The sequence below is a fragment of the Parabacteroides sp. ASF519 genome (assembly GCF_000364265.2).
Taxonomy (GTDB): Bacteria; Bacteroidota; Bacteroidia; order Bacteroidales; family Tannerellaceae; genus Parabacteroides; species Parabacteroides goldsteinii.
In genome coordinates, this window is sequence record NZ_AQFV02000006.1 from 2,130,944 (window position 1) to 2,152,496 (window position 21,553).

Consider the following 21,553-nt stretch of genomic DNA (forward strand, 5'->3'; position numbering starts at 1 on the left):
ATATTCTCCGAATTATTATTACTTTTGACAGACGATTCGAAAAAAGAATAAAAAGAGAGTTATGAGTGCAAATAATGCAAAGATTCAGTCTGTCCTGGAGACAACATTTACTTCTGCTATCGGTAAGCTGACAGCTGAAGATTCTAACGGCTATTACAGCGATTTATATGTTCAGGCGGATGCTGAAAGCGGAGAACTGCAAATCTATGATGAAGATGAACGGTTACTGGATAAGGTTATCGTTTTTGATTGGGTAGGTTGTCCTTGTGAAGAAGAGCAATTCAATAAACAGGTAGCCAACACCGTAAAATCTGTGCTGACTCTTTTAGTTGCGAAAACTGTTTTTGAAAGTCCCCATATCATGAAACCTTTCTCTGTCAGTCTGACGGATGAGGATTTTGTTGTAATAGAGGAACTTCTCTTCCTCGATGATGAAGTATTACGAGTAGATGATCCGCTGTTGAAAGATTTGGATGCAGATTTAGATGATTTTTTAGCCAAACTTCTTTCAGATGTCGATTAGACTTTTTATCTTTGTGCCCGGATTGAAAAACAAGTAGCAAAGTAATATATAAAGTTGCCGAAATAGCTCAGTTGGTAGAGCAATTCATTCGTAATGAATAGGTCACGAGTTCGAGTCTCGTTTTCGGCTCTCTTCTTGATTGTGGAAATACATCATTTATGGATAGTTTTCCCGGCGAAATAAGAAAAACTTCGCCGGGAATAATTTTAATCACCTGCAAGTGGTATTACGGTTACTTCTTTGCTGATTTTTTTTCAGAAGTTGAACACTTGCGTTCTTTTGTTTGGGTTTCTTTTTTTGTCCCTTTTGTTTCTACCTGTTTTTTTTCATTCTTCTTGTTCATAATACGGTAATTTTTTAAATGAATAAATATATATTGGGCAACAGCATCTTTCCTGTTACCTTTATTTATCTTGATAACTACACCAACTCATGGCTCCTTCGGGCAAGGATGAAAGAACCTCTTTGCTGCGCTCCTTCGCTAGTTTCTTGTCCATTTGTTGTACCTCTTTCTCCGTGCGGTGTGTACCTTTAGGTTTACGGTCGACGAGTCCATTTGTACTTCTTACTTCTTGCAAGGAATCGTCTATGTATTGCCATTCTTCCTTTAAACGTGTACTTTCGCCTTCATTCCATGGTCCACGAGCATCTTTACCTTTGGACAGGTTGAAATACAAATTACTGTATTTGGGGGAGGTTTGAAACACTCCGGGAGGAAAGTTGGGTTGAATTGTCTCCAATGCTGCTTCGAATTGTTGAAAATGGGTTACCTCGCGTGTCATAAGAAACATGAGTGTTTCTTTCACATAGGGGTCATCCGTTAGCGGAATGAGGTTTTCGTATCCTATTTTTGCACGGCATTCTCCTGCCATATTGGAGCGAAGATCTACTGTAAGATCCGCATTAGCGGATACGTAGGTAGCGCACCACGGGTTGCCATTACTGTCTGTCAGTGTTGGGCTGCCAGGAGAGGAGACTAGAAATTGCGGATTGGTGAAAGCTTGATGGATGAAATTTTCTTTGGCAGCTTTGCCGTCCATCATCTTATTGATTTCCATGTTTTCTGCCACATCTTTCATTTTGCCGTTTACCGGTCCGAGGAGCATTTGGATGGTTGCACCGACAATTTCGAGATGTCCCAGTTCTTCTGTTGCAATGTCCATCAACATATCATATTTGTCGGGGTGAGGATTATGGCAACTAAAAGCCTGTACGAAATATTGCATTGCCGATTTTAACTCTCCGTTGGCCCCTCCGAATGCTTCAAGGAGGACTCGGGCGAAACGTGGATCCGGAGCGGAAACACGAGCATTGTATTGCAAATCTTTTACATGATAAAACATAATTCAAAAGTTTTAATTATACATATAAATATTAGAAGATATACATCTAATAAAAAAATAAGAAGTAGTTTATTTTAGTTGATATAACCTTTTATGAATAGGGAGAATCAACTATGAATAAATAGGATTTTGAATCAATATTGATAGGTGTTGTTTAATGTGTTTTAGATACTTTCTTGTTTCAAAAATAGGAATTATTTTTTTGCGTTATCGGCAAAGTTATGCACTTTATTTTTGATTTCATCTGCTTTTTCAGCGATCTTGAAAGTGTCGTTGGATACTTTGTCTGCTACTTTTGTTCCCGCATTCATTACTTTCTCTTTTGCGGAATCAATGACATCTTCAGATTTGCTTCCTATTTGATGAAGGTAGCGAGATGCTTTTTCTTTTAATTCTTTTCCTTTTGAAGAACAACTAAAACGGTATGCTATTACACCGATGATTGAACCTAAACCCAGGCCCATCCAAAATTTTGAACGATTTGCTTCCATAAATTTAATAGTTTTAAAAGATGAATAAATAATAGATTAAATATCTGTTTTATGTGGGTCTTTGAACAATGAAACGATCCACAATAACAAGACTGCTCCGACAACCGAAGTGATCAGACTACCCATAATACCGGCAGTTGCAATGCCCAGCAGACCGAAAAACCAGCCTCCCAACAGACCGCCGATAATACCAACCAACAAATTAATGAGGATGCCGAATCCTCCTCCTCTCATGATCTTGCCGGCAATAAAACCGGATAAGATTCCGATAAGAATATACCATATAAAATACATGTGAATGAATTTTTTTTGTACGTTAATATGAAAAGAACTATAAAGTGAATTATCAGTATTGGTACCGTGTCTGACTCACATATTAAAAACACTTCGTATAAAAAAATAGTTCGAGGTAAAAATGTGAAATTAACAACTTTTTAATGATTTAATAATGATGTACAGTTATAGCTGTTTTGAATGTTTTTATCATTGCATACCACCTCTTCACTTCTTATAACAACAGCGAAAAAAATCGTGTTAAAATCGTATTAACATTAACCGTCGGAAAACGGCCCATTTGTTAAAGAATTACCTCCCTTTTACCTCCAGTCGTAGGGAGTGGAGCTTAAGTGGAGGTTAAGTGGAGCTTCACTGGAGCTTCACTGGAGCTAATACGGAGGTTGAATGGAACTTTTTTATGTTAAAACCGGTAAGAATAATTATGTTTGTTTAACCGGTTTTGCGTGAACACAATTTTGGGTTATCCAGTGGTTCAAACTTTTTTCCGACTTCTCCGGTTGTTAAAATAGAGTGCAACCTGACAAGCAGGCGAGACTCTGGATCTCTTAATTTTACTGTTATGGCACTCGGTAATGGAATCATGACAAAAATTAGTGGGTCGGCAGGTAATTTAACTTACCGCATCCGGGGAGGAGAACAAGTAATGACGGGGCGTATTCAAAAAATGACGAATCCCAAAACTGCTCTCCAAGTGAACCAACGTATTAAATTTCCTAACATCGTCGCGATGTATAGGGCGTTTCACGGATTGCTCAAGGAAGGCTTCGAAAAGAAGCGTAAAGGAAGAAGAAGTAAGGATATGTCTGATTTCAACCGTTTTATGAGTGCTAATCTGCAAAGCGCACCGGTGTTTCTGACCCGGAGCGAGTCGGCTGCTGGCTATTGCATCGCTGCGCCTTATCAGATTACTGAAGGGACATTGGTTCCGATTAGTACACAGGGGATTGAGACGGATACGTATTCAAATGTTGCGTTGGGCGATCTCGAGATCACCGACACGACGACCGTAGCCGATTTTTCAGAGGCTGTGGTGGCGAATAATTCGCTGTTTGAATATGGCGATGCGATTTCTTATTTTAGTGTTTTGCAGAATGTAGAGGTTGATACAGGTGTGCCGTATGTGACTGTTAATCAGTATAAAGTTACACTTGATGCCGCTGATCAATCATCATTGAGAATTGTGGCTCCTTCCTTTGGATTCAGCGTGAAGAATGGATTCCTGGCGCACGGTGAGAACATTGGGCAGGGGGCATTCGCCTGGGTGCAGACGCGTCGTGGGGCGGATGGATTGCTTGTTTCTTCGCAGCGTTTGATTGTAGCCAATGCGTTGTTTGAAGAATACAACAGTAATGTGGCCAAAAGTGCGGCCCGGCGGGCGTATGGTGCCGTAAGCGTGGCTTTGGATCCAGGTACAAGCGATGATATAAGCGCTGCGACGGGGCCTATTGCTTCGCTGGTTACGGTGGCAGGAGTTGTGCGAAGCACAGGTGATCATACATTTGCCATCCAGAAAGATGACAAGGTCGTACTGGAAGGCTCACAGCTTGGAGGTAATGGATCGGTACAAGTTGTTTATGGGACAACCGATAAAGAATCGGACGAACACAAAGTGACAGACTTGACTGTGGTTACGCGTACGAATAACCGCATCGAGGCTACTGTACCGGAAGAAGCCGCAGGTTATTGTTTTGGTTTCTATGTTACGCCACGCATGGTAGCTGTGTATGTAGGCGAACAGCAAAATCCCGGAACAGGCGGCGACAGGCCGGAGATTGAATGACTCTTATTTATCTACTTTTCCATTGGTATAATGTAATTTAGGAATAGCCCTCTTGTGAAAGAGGGTTATTTTTTTGTTCATGTCTTTTTTTTAGTAAAAAAACAACTGCTAATGAATCTGAAAAAATCTTAGATCACGAATTTAAAATCTTACCAGATAAAACAAAATAAAAAATGCCATTGTTATTTTAATAAACATGAATTATTTATTGAAGTAATAGATTATTTTCTGAATAATTTATTGAATAATAAAGTTGTGGCGAATTGAATAATAAAATAGGTGTTTTAGTGTTGTTTTAGATGTATTTAATCGTGTAATTAAAAAATTATTCAAATGAAAAAGATTCTTTTTATAGCATTTTTACTGATAACATCCTTTGGTGTATTTGCCCAAAAAGGAGAATTTTCACTGTTGGGAAATTTTGGTTATCAGACAGATTTTAAACGAGTCATGTTGGGCGCTCAAGGGCGTTATAATTTGACGGATCATGTGCGTTTGGCGCCGGATCTGATGTTCTTTTTTCCAAAGGATAAAACAACAGGATTGGATGTAGATGTTAATGCTCACTATGTATTTAATCTGAAAGAAGATCACTTGTCGCTTTATCCTTTGGCGGGGTTTAACTTACAGAATAATTTTCAGGGTAAACGAACTGTAAAAGGAGAAGAAGGAGAAGTTACTTTAGATTCTCATAGTTCTACTAATTTTGGTTTTAATGTGGGAGGTGGATTGACCTATAATCTTAACCCACGCAACTTTCTTAACGTCGAATATAAATATGTCTTTGGTAAAGACAATTCTTCTGTAATTGCATTTGGTTGGGGATATCGCTTCTGATCCCGATTTTTTTTCATCACAAAAATAATCCAATCATGAAAAAGTATTTGTTTATTATGGTGCTTTTTAGCATCATACAGACCTCATTTGCCCAAACAAAAGAAGGTCAAAGTTTGGAACCGGCTCGTAAAGCAACTTTTATCAATAATGGTTTCTGGGACCATTGGTTCATAGGGGCTGGGGCTGGTGCTAATATATATTTCGGTGACAGGAATAGTGATGCCGACTTTTTCCATCGTTTCACTGTCGCGCCGGAAATTCAGTTTGGTAAATGGATTAATCCTTATTTGGGCACTCGTATCAAGGGTGCGGGGCTGACGAATCTGCATACGTTTAATGACAATGCGACTATTATGTCGCGTAACAGATATGCGAGTGTACAAGCGGATTTAATGTGGAGTATGACTGATTATTTTATGAAGTATAATTCCAAACGCGTGTATAGCTTTGTGCCATATGTAGGATTCGGATGGGCTTTTGGATGGGACTATGCAAATCAACCGGCTTATGCCGGCGGACATACTCGTGTAAACGGTATGACTCTCAATGCTGGTATTGTCAATAATTTTAAATTGTCAGACCGGGTGACTCTTTCTATTGAGTTTGCTGCAACAGCTGTGAAAAGCGAATTTAATCAGGTCAAGAGTAGCGGTAACTACGATATTTTGGGAACCGCTTCGGCTGGTCTGATCTTTAATGTGGGTAAGTCGGCAACTTTTTCGGAAGCCGAGTTGAGGAATCCGCAGGAGATTGATGAGTTGAACAGTCGTATTAATGAATTGTATGCTCAGAATCAGGAATTGGCAAAACGTCCTATAGATTGCCCAGATTGTCCGGAGCCTGAGGTTATTACTGAGAAAGTGGTTGAATTTGAAGAAAATCCGTTAATTAATAATGTAGTTCTCTTTAAAATCAACCAAACAAAGGTAGATCCTTATCAGGGAGTTAATATTTATAATATTGCACAATATCTGAAAGATAATCCTCAGTTTAAGGTACGTGTGATCGGTTATACGGACCGTAAAACCGGAACAAGCCAGATCAACGAAAAGCTTTCTGCGGAAAGAGCACAAAATGTTGCCCGGATATTGATTAGTGATTATAATATCAATCGCGATAGGGTTATTGTGGAATGGGTTGGCGATAAGGAACCTCCTTTCGATAAACCGGAATGGAATCGCGCCGTGATTCTTTACGTAGAACAATAACGAATAAGGATGAGACCATCCCATAATGTGTTTAGGAGATGGTCTCTATATTTTTAAGAACAGAGTAATTGATTAAAATTTAAGCATTATGACACGTTTAAATAATTGGGATGAATTGAAAAAAAGAGTTTCCTGGGGTAGTGTATTTGGTGGTGTGGTGACAGTGCTGGCTGTTTCTATTTTATTGTCGGTATTAGGCTCCAGTATCGGATTGTTTATGTTTGACCCATTTGCAGATAATCCGGTTTCGGGTATTGGGACTACGGTTGGTATAGGTACTGCTGTCGCTTTGATTGTCAGCATGATTGCAGGTGGTTTTGTAGCCGGTAAATTAGCAGGAGTAGATGGTTTGATACATGGCTTCCTGGTTTGGGGCACGACACTTATTGTCGGGGCATTTTTCGGCGTTTTACTTACTGTTGGAGCTGCAAAGTTAACTATGAATGCATTAGGAGCTGCATCGTCGGTTGCAGGAGGGGTTATTTCCGGAACTGGCTCGATTGTCGGTAGTGGAGTTTCTGCACTTTCGGATCAAGCGAAAGAATTATTCGGTGGAATTGATTTTAAAGTAGATTTGAAAGATGGAGAGATTCCGAAGGATATCCGTGCGGTGCTTGCTAAAAGCAAAGTGAAAGAGTTGCAACCCGATTATTTGCAGAAGCAACTTGAAAATGTAAAGACCGACTTAGGAAAATCTGTGAAGAAAGCGATTGCTTCTCCTGAAGATGCAGATGAAATTTTTAAAAACTTTCTTACCCGTTTGAAAGAACAAACGAATAATTGGACTAAAAGTATAGATCGTAATGACTTGGCCAAAGCCTTGGCAAATAATACCAATATGTCAAAAGCTGAAGCCGATAAAGCGATCAAGCAGTATACGGAAATTATGCGTAAGGCATCAACCGAAGCAGACAAACAAATCCGGAATCTGGAACAAAGTTTGGAGAAAGCGACCCAAGAATGGCAGGAAGTGAAACAGAATACATTAGAAGCTGCGGATAAAGCTGCGGATGCTGCCGCGCGATCAGCTCTTATATCTTTCTTTGCCCTGTTGATTGGAGCTGTTTTGTGTTGTTTGGCCGGTGCATACGGAAGCAGAAAAACACAGGAAAGAATCGATATATAATATACCTGCTAAATTATCATTAAATAAAATCTCTCTTTAAGTAGACGGGACGTATCTGTGAAGATGCGCTCCCGTTGGTTGCTGGTATTGGTTTTCTTTATAAAAATCAAAAATAAATAGTATGAGAACAAGATTATTTTTATTGTTTCTTGGTATGGCTTTAATATTTAAGTTCCCATTGAAAACAAATGCGTGTACAGGAATTACTTTGAAAAGTGAAAGTGGAACAACAATAGTGGCACGCACGATAGAATGGGGAAGAGGTAATTTGAATAGCCAATACGTGGTGGTTCCACGTGGCTATCAAGCTATATCGTACACACCAGATGGCATTAATGGTATGACTTTTAAAACCAGATACGGTTATGTCGGATTTGCAGTAGAACAGAAGGAGTTTATAGCAGAAGGTTTGAATGAAGTTGGGCTGTCTGCCGGATTGTTTTATTTTCCGAAATATGGAGAATATGAAAAATATGAAGCTTCTAAAAGAGATATAAGTATCTCCGATCTTCAGTTAGTCTCTTGGTTGTTGGGGGAGTGTGCAAGTGTAGATGATATAAAAGAGGCTATAAGTAAGGTTAGGATTATCAGTTTAGATCCCCAAATTTCAACAGTTCATTGGAGATTTGCCGATATTTCGGGGCGTCAGCTTGTGCTTGAAATAATAGGAGGAGAACCTCGTTTTTATGAAAATACATTGGGAGTCTTGACTAATTCTCCTGGGTTTGACTGGCAATTGACCAATCTTAATAACTATGTGAATTTGTTTCCTGGGGCGGCACCAGGGCAATCTTTAGGAGTACTCCGTTTGTCTCCTTTTGGTTCAGGAAGTGGTTTTCTGGGAATACCAGGTGATGTGACTCCGCCATCCCGTTTTGTACGTGCAGCTTTTTATCAGACTTCGGCACCCAGACAGAAAACGGCTCTAGATGTGGTTTTTCAGGCTTTTCAGATATTAAATAGTTTTGATATTCCGATAGGAATAGAAGTTGCTACGGGAGAAGTTGCAGCCGATATACCAAGTGCAACGCAATGGACTTCAGTTACTGATATGCAAAATCGTATAGTTTATTTCCGTACTATGTATAATAGCGCAATCCGGAGTATAGATCTGAACACGATAGATTTTTCTTCTGTTCAATATCATGCAAAACCTTTGGACAGAAGTAAACAGCAACCGATAGAGTCTATTATGGTTAAGTAGGGAAATGTAGGAATTTTTGGTGAATACGTTTAATAACATGTTGAACTTGAATTGTTCTAATATAAAAAGTGTGGAACAGGTATGGTTTATTTAGCAATATGGTTTATAGGCTTGGTTTTGGCTTTAAAAGCTGCACTTAGAATCTGGAATCTTAATGCTCCTAGAAGAAAAAGGCTGATAGCTGTTATATTGATAGTCTTTACCAGTTGGGTAGGATTGTTATTTTATGATTTTTATGGTAGGAGCAGATTTCCGGTGTGGTTAAACCACTAAGTGAAAAATGTAAATTTTTCCAGATGATTTGACATTGTTTTAGGAGGAATGAGAGTGATCTCTGTTCCTCCTTCTCTTATTTGTTAGATATTGGTTTGTGGCGTTTAGAGGATACGTTCGAAACCAAATATATCTTTGCGTTCGTCCTTTATTCCTTGTAGGGTATTACGTATGATCTGTGCACCAATCATACTGAATGTGATACCATTACCACCGTATCCTAGATCGAAAAATATATGTTTCGTTCCCGGCCATGTTCCAATAAAAGGAAGTCCGTCTTTTGTTGTACTGAATGTACCGCACCAAGCCATTTCTGTTTTGAAAGGTACAGAAGGTAATAGCTTGTGAAATTTCTTTTCAAGTATTTCCGTTTTTTTTCGAAGCAGTTCATCCCTTGCTTCTGGAGCGTTGAATTCTTCATCCTCTCCTCCTATGATAATGCGGTTACCGCTAGTCCTTACATATATATAAGGTTCTTCAGTTTCCCAGATGAGGCAATGTTTCGTCCATAAGTCTTTACGGTCGATAGGGTGAGAGATAAGCGCGTAAGTAGAAGTTAACTTCATTACTTTCTTGGGTAGAAACTCTCCTGCTTCAAAACCGGCCGCGATGATTACATATTTGCATTGAATGATTGAGCCTTCCTTTGTTTTCAGTCGACAGCCTTCAGATGTTTCTTTACATGACGTTACTTCTGTGTGGGTGAATATCTGTAAATGATTTTTTTGCATGTGATACCAGAGGAGTTGTGTCGCCGCTTTATAGGCATCAATCTGTGCTGATTGATCATTGAGTAACGCTCCCGCATAGGTTTTCAGTTTATATTTCCTATAAAGTTCTTCCTTGTTTAATAGTTTTGTTGGAAGTCTGTGTTGTTTGCGTATTTTATATTCACGTTCGATAAGTTTCACGCCTTTTTCATTACTGGCATAGAAAATGCTGGGTAGCCATTCAAAATCGGCATCAATTCCTGTTTCTTTTAAAACAGCCTCAATATCTGATATCGATTGAAGGCAAGAACGGTAAGCAGTTACCGCTTTTTTTTCACCGATTTGTTTTACCATTCGGCAAAGCGGAACATCAATTTCGTATTGTAGTAATGCCGTACTGGCAGCAGAACTTCCTGTGGCAATACTCCGTTTGTCCACAACGCAACATTTCAGTCCCGTTCGGCATAGTTCGTGTGCCATGAGAGCACCGGTAATACCGGCACCAATAATTACTATATCCGTTTCCAGATCCTTTTTCAAAGGATTAAAATAATCAAATAGAGGATTTTTAATTATCCAATAGGGTAATCCTGAATGTAAGTCCATTGTAATAAGTTTTTTATTTTTATATTTTTTCTATTTTATGTTTTATCTTATCTGTTCCTTTTCGGTTTTCTTTCTTAGTTTCATACAAAGTGTTTTTTAATTTGTCTGCCTCGTGTTCCACTTTTTCTATGGCATTATCCAAGGCTTTGTTTATATCGATCTTATTCTGTTTTTTATTGCTGCATGATAACGAAAGAAAACTAAACAAGCAAATTGTAGCTAATAAAAGTGTATGCTTGATCTTAACTTTTGATTTGCGTGAAAAGAAATATAATCCGATTCCAACAAATACAATCAGACCTTGAATGAATTTATTATTTCCAAATCTCTTCCTGTTCTCCAATATGGGAGTGGATTTCTTTACTGTGTTACTTTTTGTTTTCATACCATTTCTATATAAGTTAAACTTTTATGTATTTAGTTCTTGTTTCTTTTAGAAAACAGTATGAGAATATTTTTTGGTTGATAGTCTTAAGAAAACTGAAGAATATTTTTGAGAATTGTTTTATTGTTCTATAAAAAGGAATAAAAACAAATAACATTCTTTCTTTTATAAGAAATATAATTGTTTATATATTCGGATATTTTGGGGGATTAGTGTAAGTTTTTTCTTTGTTTCATATTTTTAATTTTATCTTTGTAAGATAATTCTTTATTATCTGTGAATATATGAATGAGACCATTCTGAACGGTTTGTTGAATCTGTTTGCTGTTTTTGCTTCGGCTGTACGTATCGAAGAACAACAGGCGAGCCGTGCAGTTCATTTCTATTTGTCCAGTCATTTCGGTGTCCGTTCCCATAAAGAGTATATTGAGTTATACAGTGAGTTGCGCAGCATGTACGATGATCCGCTTTTTCCTGTAGATAAGGAGAATGTGATCCGCAATATTTGTGAACAGATGAAGGTGAAGCTGGTGGCGGAAGAACAGCTGCTTCTTCTGGTCCGCTTTGTGGAGTTCGCCTATTCGAACTCGGAAGAGTTTGAAAATCATTTGCCACTCTTTCATCTGGTGGCTGATATTTTTGCTATTCCGCAAGAAGAGTTTGACGATATACTTGCTTTTATTACCGGAAAACCCTCTTCTTCTTTATTGACTATCAGTGGAGAGGATGCCGCCATAGGGAATCATATCACCCGTAAAGGGATGGACGGTTTTATTCGTGTACTCTTTATCCGGCGGTTTGACAAGCAAATCTTTACTTACTATGGCTCAGGTGTCGTTTTCATGAACGATATTCCTTTGTCGCCGGGTATCTTTTATGCCTGGCAGCATAGTAGTGTGTTGAAAGGACCGTTGTTTCTTCCGGTTTATTACAGTGATCTGCTGACCGTATATAATAAGAATGAACGGAAGGAAGCTATATTTCTGAACGGTAGAGATTTGAATTTTATTTTTAAGAATAGTACCAACGGTTTGCATAACTTTTCTTTTAACCTGGAATCGGGCCAGTTGGTCGCGATAATGGGAGGAAGCGGAGTCGGTAAATCTACTTTGTTGGGTATCATGAACGGGAATATCCGTCCCGATGAGGGTAGTATTACGGTGAACGGCTACCCGTTGGATGCCCCCGAAGCCCGTCAGTTGATCGGTTTTGTTCCGCAGGACGACTTGTTGATAGAAGAACTTACTGTGTATCAGAACCTCTGGTTCACGGCACGTCTCTGTTTTGCCCGTCTTTCGGATCAGGAAATCAAAGCGCGGGTCGAAAATGTATTGAAAGAATTGGATCTGGAAGGGATAAAAGACCTGGAAGTCGGTTCCCCCATCCGTAAAACGATCAGCGGGGGACAGCGGAAACGGTTGAATATAGCCCTTGAACTGATCCGTGAACCGGCTATCCTGTATCTGGACGAGCCGACTTCCGGTTTATCTTCATCCGACTCCGAGAAGGTTATCATGTTGCTGAAAGAACAGACGCACCGGGGGAAGCTGGTCGTTGTCAATATACACCAGCCATCGTCTGAAATCTATAAATTATTCGACCGTCTCTGGTTACTGGACCGGGGAGGTTATCCCATTTATGACGGAAATCCGATCGAAGCGATTATTTATTTCAAACAAGCGGCGAAATATACCGATCCGGATATCAGCGTTTGCAGTACCTGCGGGAATGTGAATCCGGAACTGATTCTGAATATTATCGACTCGAAGAAGATCGACGACTCCGGAAACCAGACGAACATCCGGAAGTTTACACCTGAAGAATGGCACGAGAAATATATTTCGTCGCGTCCGTCCTATACACCGGTTGAGGAGAAGGAACTGCCTGACAGCAAGCAGAAAAAACCGACCTGGTTCAAACAGTTTTGTATTTTCCTGGAACGGAATATCCGGACAAAACTGGTTAATAAGCAATATCTGGCAATTACGTTGCTCGAAGCTCCGTTGCTGGCGCTGATCGTTTCCTTGCTTACCCGGTATGTGGATGGTGACGAATATACTTTGTTGGCTAACAAGAATTTTGTGTCTTATATCTTTATGTCGGTTATTGTGGTCACCTTTATGGGGTTGAGTATAAGTGCCGAAGAGATTATAAAAGACCGGCCTGTCCTGAAGCGGGAACATTTCCTCCGGTTAAGCCGTAGCAGCTATCTTACATCTAAAATGGTTTACCTGCTGGGGGTATCCGGACTTCAGTCCTTACTTTTTATTTTAGTGGGAAATACGATCATAGGGGTAGGATGGGAGATGTTTGGTGTCTGGTGGAGTATCCTTTGGGCAACCTCTTTCCTAGCCAATCTGACGGGACTGATTTTGTCACAGTCGATGAACTCTGTCGTTGCGATCTATATAACTATTCCTCTTCTATTGATCCCGCAGATATTGCTTTGCGGATTGGTTATCAAGTTTGATGATTTGAATACCAGTGCTTCAAAGGAAAATAAGGTCCCGTTGATCGGTGATATTATCCCTTCGCGCTGGGCTTTTGAGACCTTGATGGTAGAGCAATTTGCCGATAATGCTTACAATCAGGCTTACTTCCCGATAGAGAGGGAAAAATATCTGGCGCAGTATTATGAAAATATACATTCGAAAGAAGTGCGTCGCCTGGCTGAACAACTGGAGGGAAAAGATGATCCGGACAAACGTCTGACGGTAGAAAATGAACTTGCCGTATTGGGACGTGCCGCCCGTATCGCTTCCCGCAATGAAGGTGAAACTTACTTGTCGTATCTGGATAAGGTAGATTCAGCGTTGCACGAACGCGCTCATAACTTTACGGCCTATCTGGATCAGGTACAGGAAAAGGATATACGCGAAAAAGGGGCTGAATGGGTAACTGAACAGAAGAAAAAGTATCATAATTCGGCTATCGAAGACCTGGTTATGGGAGCCGGTGGCCGTAACTTTTATAAAGAGCACGGGCATCGCATCTATCCGGCCGTCGGTCAGATTTATATTGTTCCGGATAATCCGTTTGGCAGGGCTCCTTTCTATTCTTATGAGAAAAAACTGGGCAGTATGTTAATTTCTACCTATAATTTTAATTTATTGATTATAGGTTTCTTTGCATTATTAGCTATTATCGCTATATTCGCAGAGTTTCCGGGACGTTTCCTGAAAGAAGAATAAAAAAGCTGGAATATAAATTATTAAATAAAGTAACATGAAAAAGAGTGTATTAAGCGTGCTTGCAATAGCCGCATTAATGGTGGGCATGATTTCCTGCAACGGAGCTAAAAAATCAAATGAAGCCGAAAAGACGGAAGAAGCTGCCGTTATAGCAGGTAAAGCGCCGAAAGATTTGTTAACTGAAGAAGTAAAACAGGAAACTGTTAAATTCCTGGCTGATATGCCGGAGTCAGAAATTCCTTATCGTTTGTCCAGCGGTGAAGTTCAGGTAAAAGTGGGTGATTTAACTTATATGCTGCCTGTTGCTAAAGCTGCTGAACTAAGTACTGCTACACAAAAAGCGCGTGCACTCGGTATGTATATGGCTGATTACAATGTGTTGAAAGCGATCGGTCAGCCTACTGCAGAAGTAGAAGGAGCCATTGTAAAACTGGCTACAGACCTGAATGTTTCTTTTGTACTCGATATCCTGAAAGAGGAAGCTCCGAAAGATGCAACCAAAGAACAGTTGCAGGCTTTCATGAATGCACAGGAAGATAAGATCATCGACAAGATGGCTGCCGAAAACAAGATTGATGTACAGATTGAAATCTTAGGTGCCTCTTCTGCTGAATATGCTTGTCTGCTTGCTAACCCGACATTGGTTATTAAAGGGGATGCTACATCTGCCGGACTTTCTGATAATATGCTGAAACGTGTGACTATGCTGGAAGAAGTAGTAGCCGACCTGGCTTCTTATTATCCAGACCTGCAACAGCTGGGTACAACTATCAGCCCGTTGAAGGAAAAAGTCGGAACTATCCAGGATGCCAGAGCTGCTAATGCAGAGATCATGGGTATCCGTGATGCTTTACTGAAATAAGTACATATATATAATGTATATAAAAAAGGAGATGTTCCGACCGGGGCATCTCCTTTTTACTATTCTGTGGAAGTCTTTTATCCCTGATAGGTAATAGACAACAAGGTGATATCATCCGATTGTACGGCTCCTACAACGAATTTTCCTACCGTTTCCGTTATTCTGTCTACAATTTCTTTGGGACTCTTTCCGATCAACTCCCGGCAGTTTTCCAGCAAACGTTTTTCGCTGTACTGTTCGTGGCAGGTATTCATCGCTTCTGTTATTCCGTCCGTATAGAGCAGCAGGTTGTCGCCGGGCGATAACTGCAAAGTCTTTTCGTGATAAGTCATGTTTTCTACGCCGCCCAATATAAAGTCGTTTGTGAGCGGGACTGATACAACCGCGTTATCTGCCTTCATTAGAACCGGAGGATTGTGACCGGCATTACAATATGTAACAAGACCGGTATTCAGGTTCAGTATTCCGTAAAATGCTGTTACGAACATTTCATTTACATTTTCCTGGCAAAGGAACGTATTTGAGCGTTGCATGCACATGGCTGCCGAGTTTTCCGTCAGTGCAATTGTCCGGATAACAGTCCGGCTGATCGCCATAAAGATGGCAGCCGGGACACCTTTGCCGGCAACGTCTGCAATAACAAATCCCAAACGGTCCTGGTCTATGCGGAAGAAATCGTAGAAGTCGCCTCCCACATATTTTGCCGCATTCATATAGGCATAGATATCGAACGTTTTCAGTTCGGGAAACGGAGGAAATGTTTTCGGCAGGATCGTTTGCTGAATCTCCTGGGCGATGTGAAGGTCGTTGCGGATGGATTCCAGTTGCGAATGTTCCTGTTGTGCTTTTTTGATGAATGATATTTGTTCGGCTGCCTTTTCGATCGTACGTTCCAGGTCTTCCAGATTGATCGGTTTGGTCGTGAAGTCGAATGCTCCCTGGTTCATGGCACTACGGATATTGTCCATATCTCCGTAGGCTGAAACCATGATGCATTTTAGAGCCGGATTTTGCATTTCGTTGATTTTGGCAAGCAAGGTCAGTCCGTCCATTTCCGGCATATTGATGTCACTTAGTATCACATCGAAATCCGGTTGGACAAGCATCAGTTGAAGTGCTTCCAGTCCGTTGTGCGCAAAATAGAATTCATATTCTCCTTTCTTTATCTTGCGACGGAAATATTGGGTAAGCAACCTTTCCAGGTCTAATTCATCGTCTACACTTAATATTTTTATAGCCATGACTTTTGTCTCTGTTATTGTTGGATAGGAATAGAAATAGTAAAACGGGTATATTCGCCGGGGCGTGAATCCATTCCGATCGTACCGTTATGTTTTTGTTCGATAATCGATTTAGTGATCGACAATCCGAGACCGGTGCCTTCACCGATCGGTTTTGTCGTGAAGAAAGGCGTATAGAGTTTCTTTTTTGTCTCTTCCGAAATTCCTTGTCCGTTGTCTTCTATGCTCAGGTTTATACGGTCACCCTCTTTTTTCAGGCATACCCTGATGGTTGGCTGATAGGTCGCATCGGCTATCTCTTTCGACTTGCTGAATACGGCGTAGCAGGCATTGTTCATCAGGTTGAGTATGGCGCGGCTGAAATCCTGCGGAATAACTTTTACTAATGGCAGGTCGACGGCATACTCTTCCTGTATCGCGACATTGAAACTTTTGTTGTTTGCCTTGACTGCATGGTAAGAAAGCCATACATATTCTTTGGTCAGCTGATGCAGGTCGGTCGGGATATATTCGTCGTCTTTGCCGCGTGAATAAAGCAGGATGCCACGCACAATTCCCGAAGCCCGGTTGCCGTTCTCCTCTATCTTGTTCATATTACCTTCCAGGTCAGACATGATCTCTTTGATCTCTTCGACTGAGTCTTCCGGTAATGCGTCTCCGAGTTCATCCAGGACTTCCTGCATATCCTTTAGTAACTTCTGCGAAACTTTGCTGAAATTGATCACGAAATTAAGAGGATTCTGTATCTCATGTGCAATGCCGGCACTCAATAATCCGAGTGAAGCCATCTTCTCCTGTTGGCTGATCTGTTTCCTCAGCTTCTCAATTTCTTTTTGGGTGTTCTCATTCATTGTTAATCCTTTTTTGACTGATAGGAATTGTAATTAAGAATTCTGTATAGCTATCCTTTTCGCTTTTCGCCAGGATCGAACCCTGGTGGTTGAGGATAACTTCACGGCAGAGATACAACCCGACACCGGCTGCTTCGGCAGAAGGTTTGGTTGTAAAGAATGGTTCGAATATCTTGTCCTTGATACTGTCTTCGATACCGATCCCGTTGTCATAGATACTGATAAATACAGTATTGTTGCCTCTTTCTTCCAGTTTTATAGTGATAAAAGGAGAGAAACTTTGTTTTTGCAGTTTACGGAGCAATGCATAAATACTGTTTTTAAGAATGCTGCCCAGTGCCTTGTTCATCTGTTCGATATTAATTTCAGCCATAACCGGCTTTTCGGGGCATTCTATATGTATCTGTATCTGATTTTCTTCAATTTCTTTTTTGAATAGTTTGTTAAGGACATCGACGTTTACTTTGCACAGGTCGCACAGGTCGGTCGAAGTTACATCGCCGTGCCGGTCTTTCAACAAATCTTCCATCGCTTTGACAATGCGGACGGTGTTGCAACCATGTTCATTGATCTTTTGCAGGTTGCCTTCTATCATGTCGAGTATTTCGATGCTGTCTTCATAGATTTCTTTCGTCATGACAGATTGCTCGTTCGTGATGTTGTCTTTCAGGTCTTTGATCAGGTTCGCCGACAGGCCGGCAAAGTTATTGATGTAGTTCACCGGATTCAGGATACGGTCCACCAACCCTTGTGTAAGTTGCCCTACAGTAGCCAGTTTCTCTTTTCGAACCAGTTCGTCCTGTGCCTTGGCAAGGGCATCCAGCGCTTGCGACAACTTTTCGGATTCTTTCAGTACCTGATCCCGCTGGATACGGAGTTCGATGGTACGTTCTTCCACTATTTTGGCCAGATATTCTTTTTGTTTCAGCTTCTTCCGTAGGCGTCCTTTTAATATATAAAGAACGATCTGCACGACCAGCATGATGCCGGGAACTGTGTCCCAGTCATAGTAGAAACCCGCAATGATGAGTATCCAACCTGCCAGCGTCAGTTTTTCTATGATGCGCAGCTGTCTTTTGAGGGAAGCTATCTCTTTTATATCGAAGTCGGCCATATTACTGAATTTCTTTGGTCATTGTTAATCTATTCTTTCCTTCGGAACGGTCGTATCTGACATCTGTCATCAGTTGTTTTACCAGAAAGATGCCTAGTCCGCCGATCGGGCGTTCTTCCAATGGAAGTGTAATATCCGGTTCCCGCGTTTCCAAAGGATTAAATGGGATGCCGTTGTCGGTTATGACTATTTTCAATAGTCCGTCGTCGCACCCCATATCAATGCCTATATCTCCTTCCATACCGGGATATGCATATTGAATAACATTTGTTACAGCCTCATCCATCGCCAGCTTTATCTGCATCAGCAGTGCTGTGTCAATTCCGCAACTCTTGGCCTGTATTTCCAGAAAATCATACAGGAGCGCAAGTTGTTCCGGATTATTCTTAATGTGTAGTGTGCTGGTCATTCTACCGGAGTTTGAATCTTGTTATTCAATGGTAAGAAAAGAAGAGAAACCTGTTATTTTGAATATCTCCATAATGCTGTCCTGGATATTCCTCAATACAAATGTTCCGCCTTTCTGGCCCATCTTTTTTTGCAGAATGAGAAGCAAGCGAAGTCCGGCACTGCTGATATATGTGAGTTTTCCACCGTCAAGCACCACGTTTTGCGCATTACCTTCAAGTATATTGGTAATCTCTTTTTCCAGATCGGGCGAACTGAGTGTATCCAGCTGTCCGGAAAGACAAATTACTGTCTCTGTTCCGTGCTTTATTTCTATTTCCATATATCTTTTTGTTTTCTATTTGAGCAAATGTAAATATTATAATCAAGCTCAGCAAGTTATTCTCAGAATTTGTTTATTCCGGCTTACTTCTTAGTAAGCCGGCTGATGCCTCGTGCAATTTCACCTATCCAGAGAACCAGCGAGCTGGAACCGATAATGATACCCCAGTCTTTTAAAGACAAAGGAACCACATTGAACATCTCTCCGCCAAACGTAACGATCAGATACTGACCGATAAGGATAAGCAGGGCTACAAACAGGAAGCTCTTACTCTCTTTCAGGTTAGCGAATGCTGAACGGCCTTCCATAAATGCCTTGGCATTGAACATATTCCAGAACTGAAGCATTACAAAGAAGCTGAAGAACCACGACAAGTCATGCGGCGTCAGTCCAGTCTGTGCATGGAAATAATACAATACTCCCATTAGGATCAGCACGAAAGCAATACCTACTCCGAAGATATTGTATGCCATCGGCCGGGTGATGATAAAATCGCCATCTTTTCCGCTCCGGCGGGGTTTATCCTTCATAACCCGTTCGTTAGGGGGGAGGGAGGCCAATGCTCCGGCGGCAAATGTATCCATGATCAGGTTTACCCATAACATCTGCGTGATGGTAAGCGGTGATTCGGTCCCGAACAGCGAACCCAGCAGCACGATCAGACAGGCTGCCACGTTGATGGTTAACTGGAATAAGAGAAACTTCTGGATATTACGATACAAGGAACGTCCCCACATTACGGCACGTGTGATACTTCCGAAGGAGTTATCCAGGATCGTGATGTCGCTGGCTTCTTTGGCTACAGAGGTTCCGTCTCCCATGGAAAGACCCACCTGGGCGGCTTTCAGGGCCGGAGCATCGTTGGTTCCGTCGCCGGTTACGGCAACTACGGCACCTTTCTTCTGTAATAACTGCACCAGGCGTTGTTTGTCGGTAGGACGGGCGCGGCACATGATTTTCAGATCCAGTACCCGGTCGAGCACTTCTTCGTCGGTCAGTGCTTCAAAGCCCGGACCTGTGATGATGTTGCGGTCGGTATCTTCCGGTTTCCAGGTTCCGATCTGACGGCCGATCTCACGGGCGGTACCAGGAGTATCACCGGTTACGATCTTTACATCAATACCAGCATTCAGACAGCTTTGTACGGCGGCCGGAACATCTGCACGGACAGGGTCGGAGATCGCAACGATTCCCAGATAGGTCAGGTCGGTATTATGCAGGCGGCCATTGACGAAGAACGATTCGTCTTGTCCGTCTTCAATAATCTGATAAGCAAAACCGAGTGTACGCATGGCTTGATTCTGATAATCCAGCAGTTGTTTTTCAATATCAGCCTTGCAGGCATCTACCGGTTTATAAGTGTTGTCAATGGCTACACGTTGGCTGTTTGCCAGTACAATTTCCGGTGCCCCTTTTACGTACAGCACTTTTTTACCCAATAGCGGCGACTTAACGACTGTCGCCATATATTTCCGTTCGGTTGAGAAGGTCAGCTGGTCCATGACCGGTGCTTCCTCCCTTAATGTCAGGTAGTTTTGTTGCTGGCTGTTCAGCCAAAGCAATAAAGCTGCTTCGGTAGGGTTGCCTAATGTCTTTACTTTCTCTTCCGAGAAGTCGAGGAAGGCGGTCGAGTTAGCGGAAATACCTTCCTTAATAAGGTTGCTTAGTTCATCGTTTCCCAGTTTCTGGTCTTTGAGATTATAGAAATTGGTCTGGTAAACCTGCATTTGGTTTTGTGTCAGCGTACCGGTTTTGTCGGTACAGATAACCGTAGTCGCCCCCATCGTTTCGCAGGCATGCATTTTGCGGACCAGGTTGTTTGTCTTGAGCATGCGGTTCATACTCAGGGCAAGGCTGAGGGTTACGCTCATCGGCAAACCTTCAGGAACGGAAACTACGATCAGGGTTACTGCTATCATGAAGATATTCAGTATATGGGAGATCAGATCCATGACCGGCATACCCGATGAACCGAGTAATAATTTGATCAGCAAGGCAATAAAAGTAAGCCCGGCAACCGTATACCCTCCTTTACTGATTACGGCGGCAAGTCCTTTCAGCTGTATCTGGAGCGGAGTCTCTATGTCGCTTTCAATCTGCGAACCTTCATATACTTTACCATATCCGGTAGCGTCTCCCACCAGTTCGACTTTCATGACTCCATGCCCGTCGACAACAGTTGTTCCCCGCATGACCATATTGGACGGATAGGTCGCTTCAGGATCGAATTCGGCTTCGTTGGTTGTTTTACTGATAATTGGTTCCCCGGTCAGTGTCGATTCGTTGATTTGCAAAGATATAGCTTCCAGTAAATGACCGTCGGCAGGAATTTCCTCTCCGGTTTCCAGTACGACGATGTCGCCGACAACGACTTCTTTTTTGGTTACCTGGCAGATATTTCCTTCGCGGATCACTTTGACCAGCGTATCGTCATTGACGGTATTCAGCACATCGAATGCTTTGTTGGCCTTCAGTTCGAAGAAAAAGCCGACACAGGATGCCAGCATGATGGCAAAGAATATACCGATCGGCTCCAGGAAAGCGGTAAACCCTTTCGCTTCCGGTCCCCAGCAATGTACGCCGGCAATAATCATTGATAACAGCCATGCTACCAGCAGGATCTTAATGATCGGATCATTAAACTTTTCGAGGAATTGACTCCAGAGAGAGGCTTTCTCTGGTGGAGTGAGGATATTTTCGCCGTGAAGGCGCCTGCTTTCTTCTACTTCTTGTTTGGTTAAGCCTTGATACTGATGTTTTTTCTCCATAAATTTGTTTAAT

General features: G+C 41.6%; 20 protein-coding genes and 1 tRNA gene. 10 read left to right on the top strand and 11 right to left on the bottom strand.

Features of this window, described 5'->3' with window-relative positions; genetic code table 11:
* Positions 1 to 61: 61 nt before the first annotated feature.
* Positions 62 to 523: a hypothetical protein gene (locus C825_RS08135; RefSeq protein ID WP_010802118.1), complete on the top strand. Its 462-nt coding sequence runs from the start codon at positions 62 to 64 to the stop codon at positions 521 to 523.
* A 56-nt stretch (positions 524 to 579) separates the two neighbouring features.
* Positions 580 to 652 (top strand) — tRNA-Thr (locus C825_RS08140).
* A 275-nt stretch (positions 653 to 927) separates the two neighbouring features.
* On the opposite strand, the gene C825_RS08145 is transcribed toward C825_RS08140, so the two are convergent.
* The 3 genes from C825_RS08145 to C825_RS08155 form a co-directional block, all read right to left on the bottom strand.
* On the bottom strand, positions 928 to 1,866 hold the full coding sequence (locus C825_RS08145) for a manganese catalase family protein (RefSeq protein ID WP_010802120.1): 939 nt from the start codon (positions 1,864 to 1,866) through the stop codon (positions 928 to 930).
* Between the two features lie 194 nt (positions 1,867 to 2,060).
* Positions 2,061 to 2,357, bottom strand: coding sequence for a YtxH domain-containing protein (locus C825_RS08150; protein WP_010802121.1), 297 nt, complete (start codon positions 2,355 to 2,357; stop codon positions 2,061 to 2,063).
* Between the two features lie 36 nt (positions 2,358 to 2,393).
* Entirely contained in the window at positions 2,394 to 2,651 is a 258-nt protein-coding gene (locus C825_RS08155; protein WP_010802122.1) for a GlsB/YeaQ/YmgE family stress response membrane protein, read from the bottom strand.
* 562 nt (positions 2,652 to 3,213) lie between these two features.
* On the opposite strand from C825_RS08155, the gene C825_RS08160 reads away from it, so the two are divergent.
* The 6 genes from C825_RS08160 (at position 3,214) to C825_RS08185 (ending at position 9,082) form a co-directional block, all read left to right on the top strand.
* Complete coding sequence (locus tag C825_RS08160; protein WP_010802123.1) at positions 3,214 to 4,434, top strand: DUF6266 family protein; 1,221 nt, start codon at positions 3,214 to 3,216, stop codon at positions 4,432 to 4,434.
* 333 nt (positions 4,435 to 4,767) lie between these two features.
* On the top strand, positions 4,768 to 5,271 hold the full coding sequence (locus C825_RS08165; RefSeq protein ID WP_010802124.1) for an outer membrane protein: 504 nt from the start codon (positions 4,768 to 4,770) through the stop codon (positions 5,269 to 5,271).
* Between the two features lie 35 nt (positions 5,272 to 5,306).
* Positions 5,307 to 6,479: an OmpA family protein gene (locus tag C825_RS08170; protein ID WP_010802125.1), complete on the top strand. Its 1,173-nt coding sequence runs from the start codon at positions 5,307 to 5,309 to the stop codon at positions 6,477 to 6,479.
* Between the two features lie 88 nt (positions 6,480 to 6,567).
* On the top strand, positions 6,568 to 7,605 hold the full coding sequence (locus tag C825_RS08175) for a hypothetical protein (RefSeq protein ID WP_010802126.1): 1,038 nt from the start codon (positions 6,568 to 6,570) through the stop codon (positions 7,603 to 7,605).
* A gap of 121 nt (positions 7,606 to 7,726) precedes the next feature.
* Entirely contained in the window at positions 7,727 to 8,809 is a 1,083-nt protein-coding gene (locus C825_RS08180; RefSeq protein ID WP_010802127.1) for a linear amide C-N hydrolase, read from the top strand.
* A gap of 81 nt (positions 8,810 to 8,890) precedes the next feature.
* Positions 8,891 to 9,082, top strand: coding sequence for a hypothetical protein (locus tag C825_RS08185; protein WP_007654568.1), 192 nt, complete (start codon positions 8,891 to 8,893; stop codon positions 9,080 to 9,082).
* A gap of 104 nt (positions 9,083 to 9,186) precedes the next feature.
* Here C825_RS08185 and C825_RS08190 read toward each other — a convergent pair whose 3' ends face one another.
* A complete protein-coding gene (locus tag C825_RS08190; RefSeq protein ID WP_010802128.1) occupies positions 9,187 to 10,398 on the bottom strand; it encodes an NAD(P)/FAD-dependent oxidoreductase in 1,212 nt (403 codons plus the stop codon).
* 19 nt (positions 10,399 to 10,417) lie between these two features.
* Positions 10,418 to 10,783 (bottom strand): hypothetical protein, encoded by a 366-nt coding sequence (locus C825_RS08195; RefSeq protein WP_007654566.1) that lies wholly within the window; start codon positions 10,781 to 10,783, stop codon positions 10,418 to 10,420.
* Positions 10,784 to 11,067: 284 nt separating this feature from the next.
* Between C825_RS08195 and C825_RS08200 the strand changes: the two genes are divergently transcribed.
* The gene (locus tag C825_RS08200; protein ID WP_010802129.1) at positions 11,068 to 13,974 is read left to right on the top strand and encodes an ATP-binding cassette domain-containing protein; all 2,907 of its coding nucleotides are present in this window, start codon (positions 11,068 to 11,070) and stop codon (positions 13,972 to 13,974) included.
* Positions 13,975 to 14,008: 34 nt separating this feature from the next.
* Positions 14,009 to 14,836, top strand: coding sequence for a hypothetical protein (locus C825_RS08205; RefSeq protein ID WP_007654557.1), 828 nt, complete (start codon positions 14,009 to 14,011; stop codon positions 14,834 to 14,836).
* A gap of 77 nt (positions 14,837 to 14,913) precedes the next feature.
* Here C825_RS08205 and C825_RS08210 read toward each other — a convergent pair whose 3' ends face one another.
* From C825_RS08210 to C825_RS08235, 6 genes are all read right to left on the bottom strand, one after another.
* The gene (locus tag C825_RS08210; RefSeq protein ID WP_010802130.1) at positions 14,914 to 16,077 is read right to left on the bottom strand and encodes a PP2C family protein-serine/threonine phosphatase; all 1,164 of its coding nucleotides are present in this window, start codon (positions 16,075 to 16,077) and stop codon (positions 14,914 to 14,916) included.
* A 14-nt stretch (positions 16,078 to 16,091) separates the two neighbouring features.
* Entirely contained in the window at positions 16,092 to 16,928 is an 837-nt protein-coding gene (locus C825_RS08215) for a sensor histidine kinase (RefSeq protein ID WP_010802131.1), read from the bottom strand.
* Positions 16,921 to 18,042: a sensor histidine kinase gene (locus tag C825_RS08220; RefSeq protein ID WP_010802132.1), complete on the bottom strand. Its 1,122-nt coding sequence runs from the start codon at positions 18,040 to 18,042 to the stop codon at positions 16,921 to 16,923. The genes C825_RS08215 and C825_RS08220 overlap by 8 nt, the downstream gene beginning before the upstream one ends.
* Before the next feature lies 1 nt (position 18,043).
* Positions 18,044 to 18,451 carry an ATP-binding protein gene (locus tag C825_RS08225; RefSeq protein WP_007654549.1) on the bottom strand — a complete coding sequence of 136 codons (408 nt, stop codon included), beginning with the start codon at positions 18,449 to 18,451 and terminating at the stop codon, positions 18,044 to 18,046.
* 21 nt (positions 18,452 to 18,472) lie between these two features.
* Entirely contained in the window at positions 18,473 to 18,772 is a 300-nt protein-coding gene (locus C825_RS08230; RefSeq protein WP_007654542.1) for an STAS domain-containing protein, read from the bottom strand.
* A gap of 83 nt (positions 18,773 to 18,855) precedes the next feature.
* Complete coding sequence (locus tag C825_RS08235; RefSeq protein WP_010802133.1) at positions 18,856 to 21,540, bottom strand: calcium-translocating P-type ATPase, PMCA-type; 2,685 nt, start codon at positions 21,538 to 21,540, stop codon at positions 18,856 to 18,858.
* Positions 21,541 to 21,553: the final 13 nt, after the last annotated feature.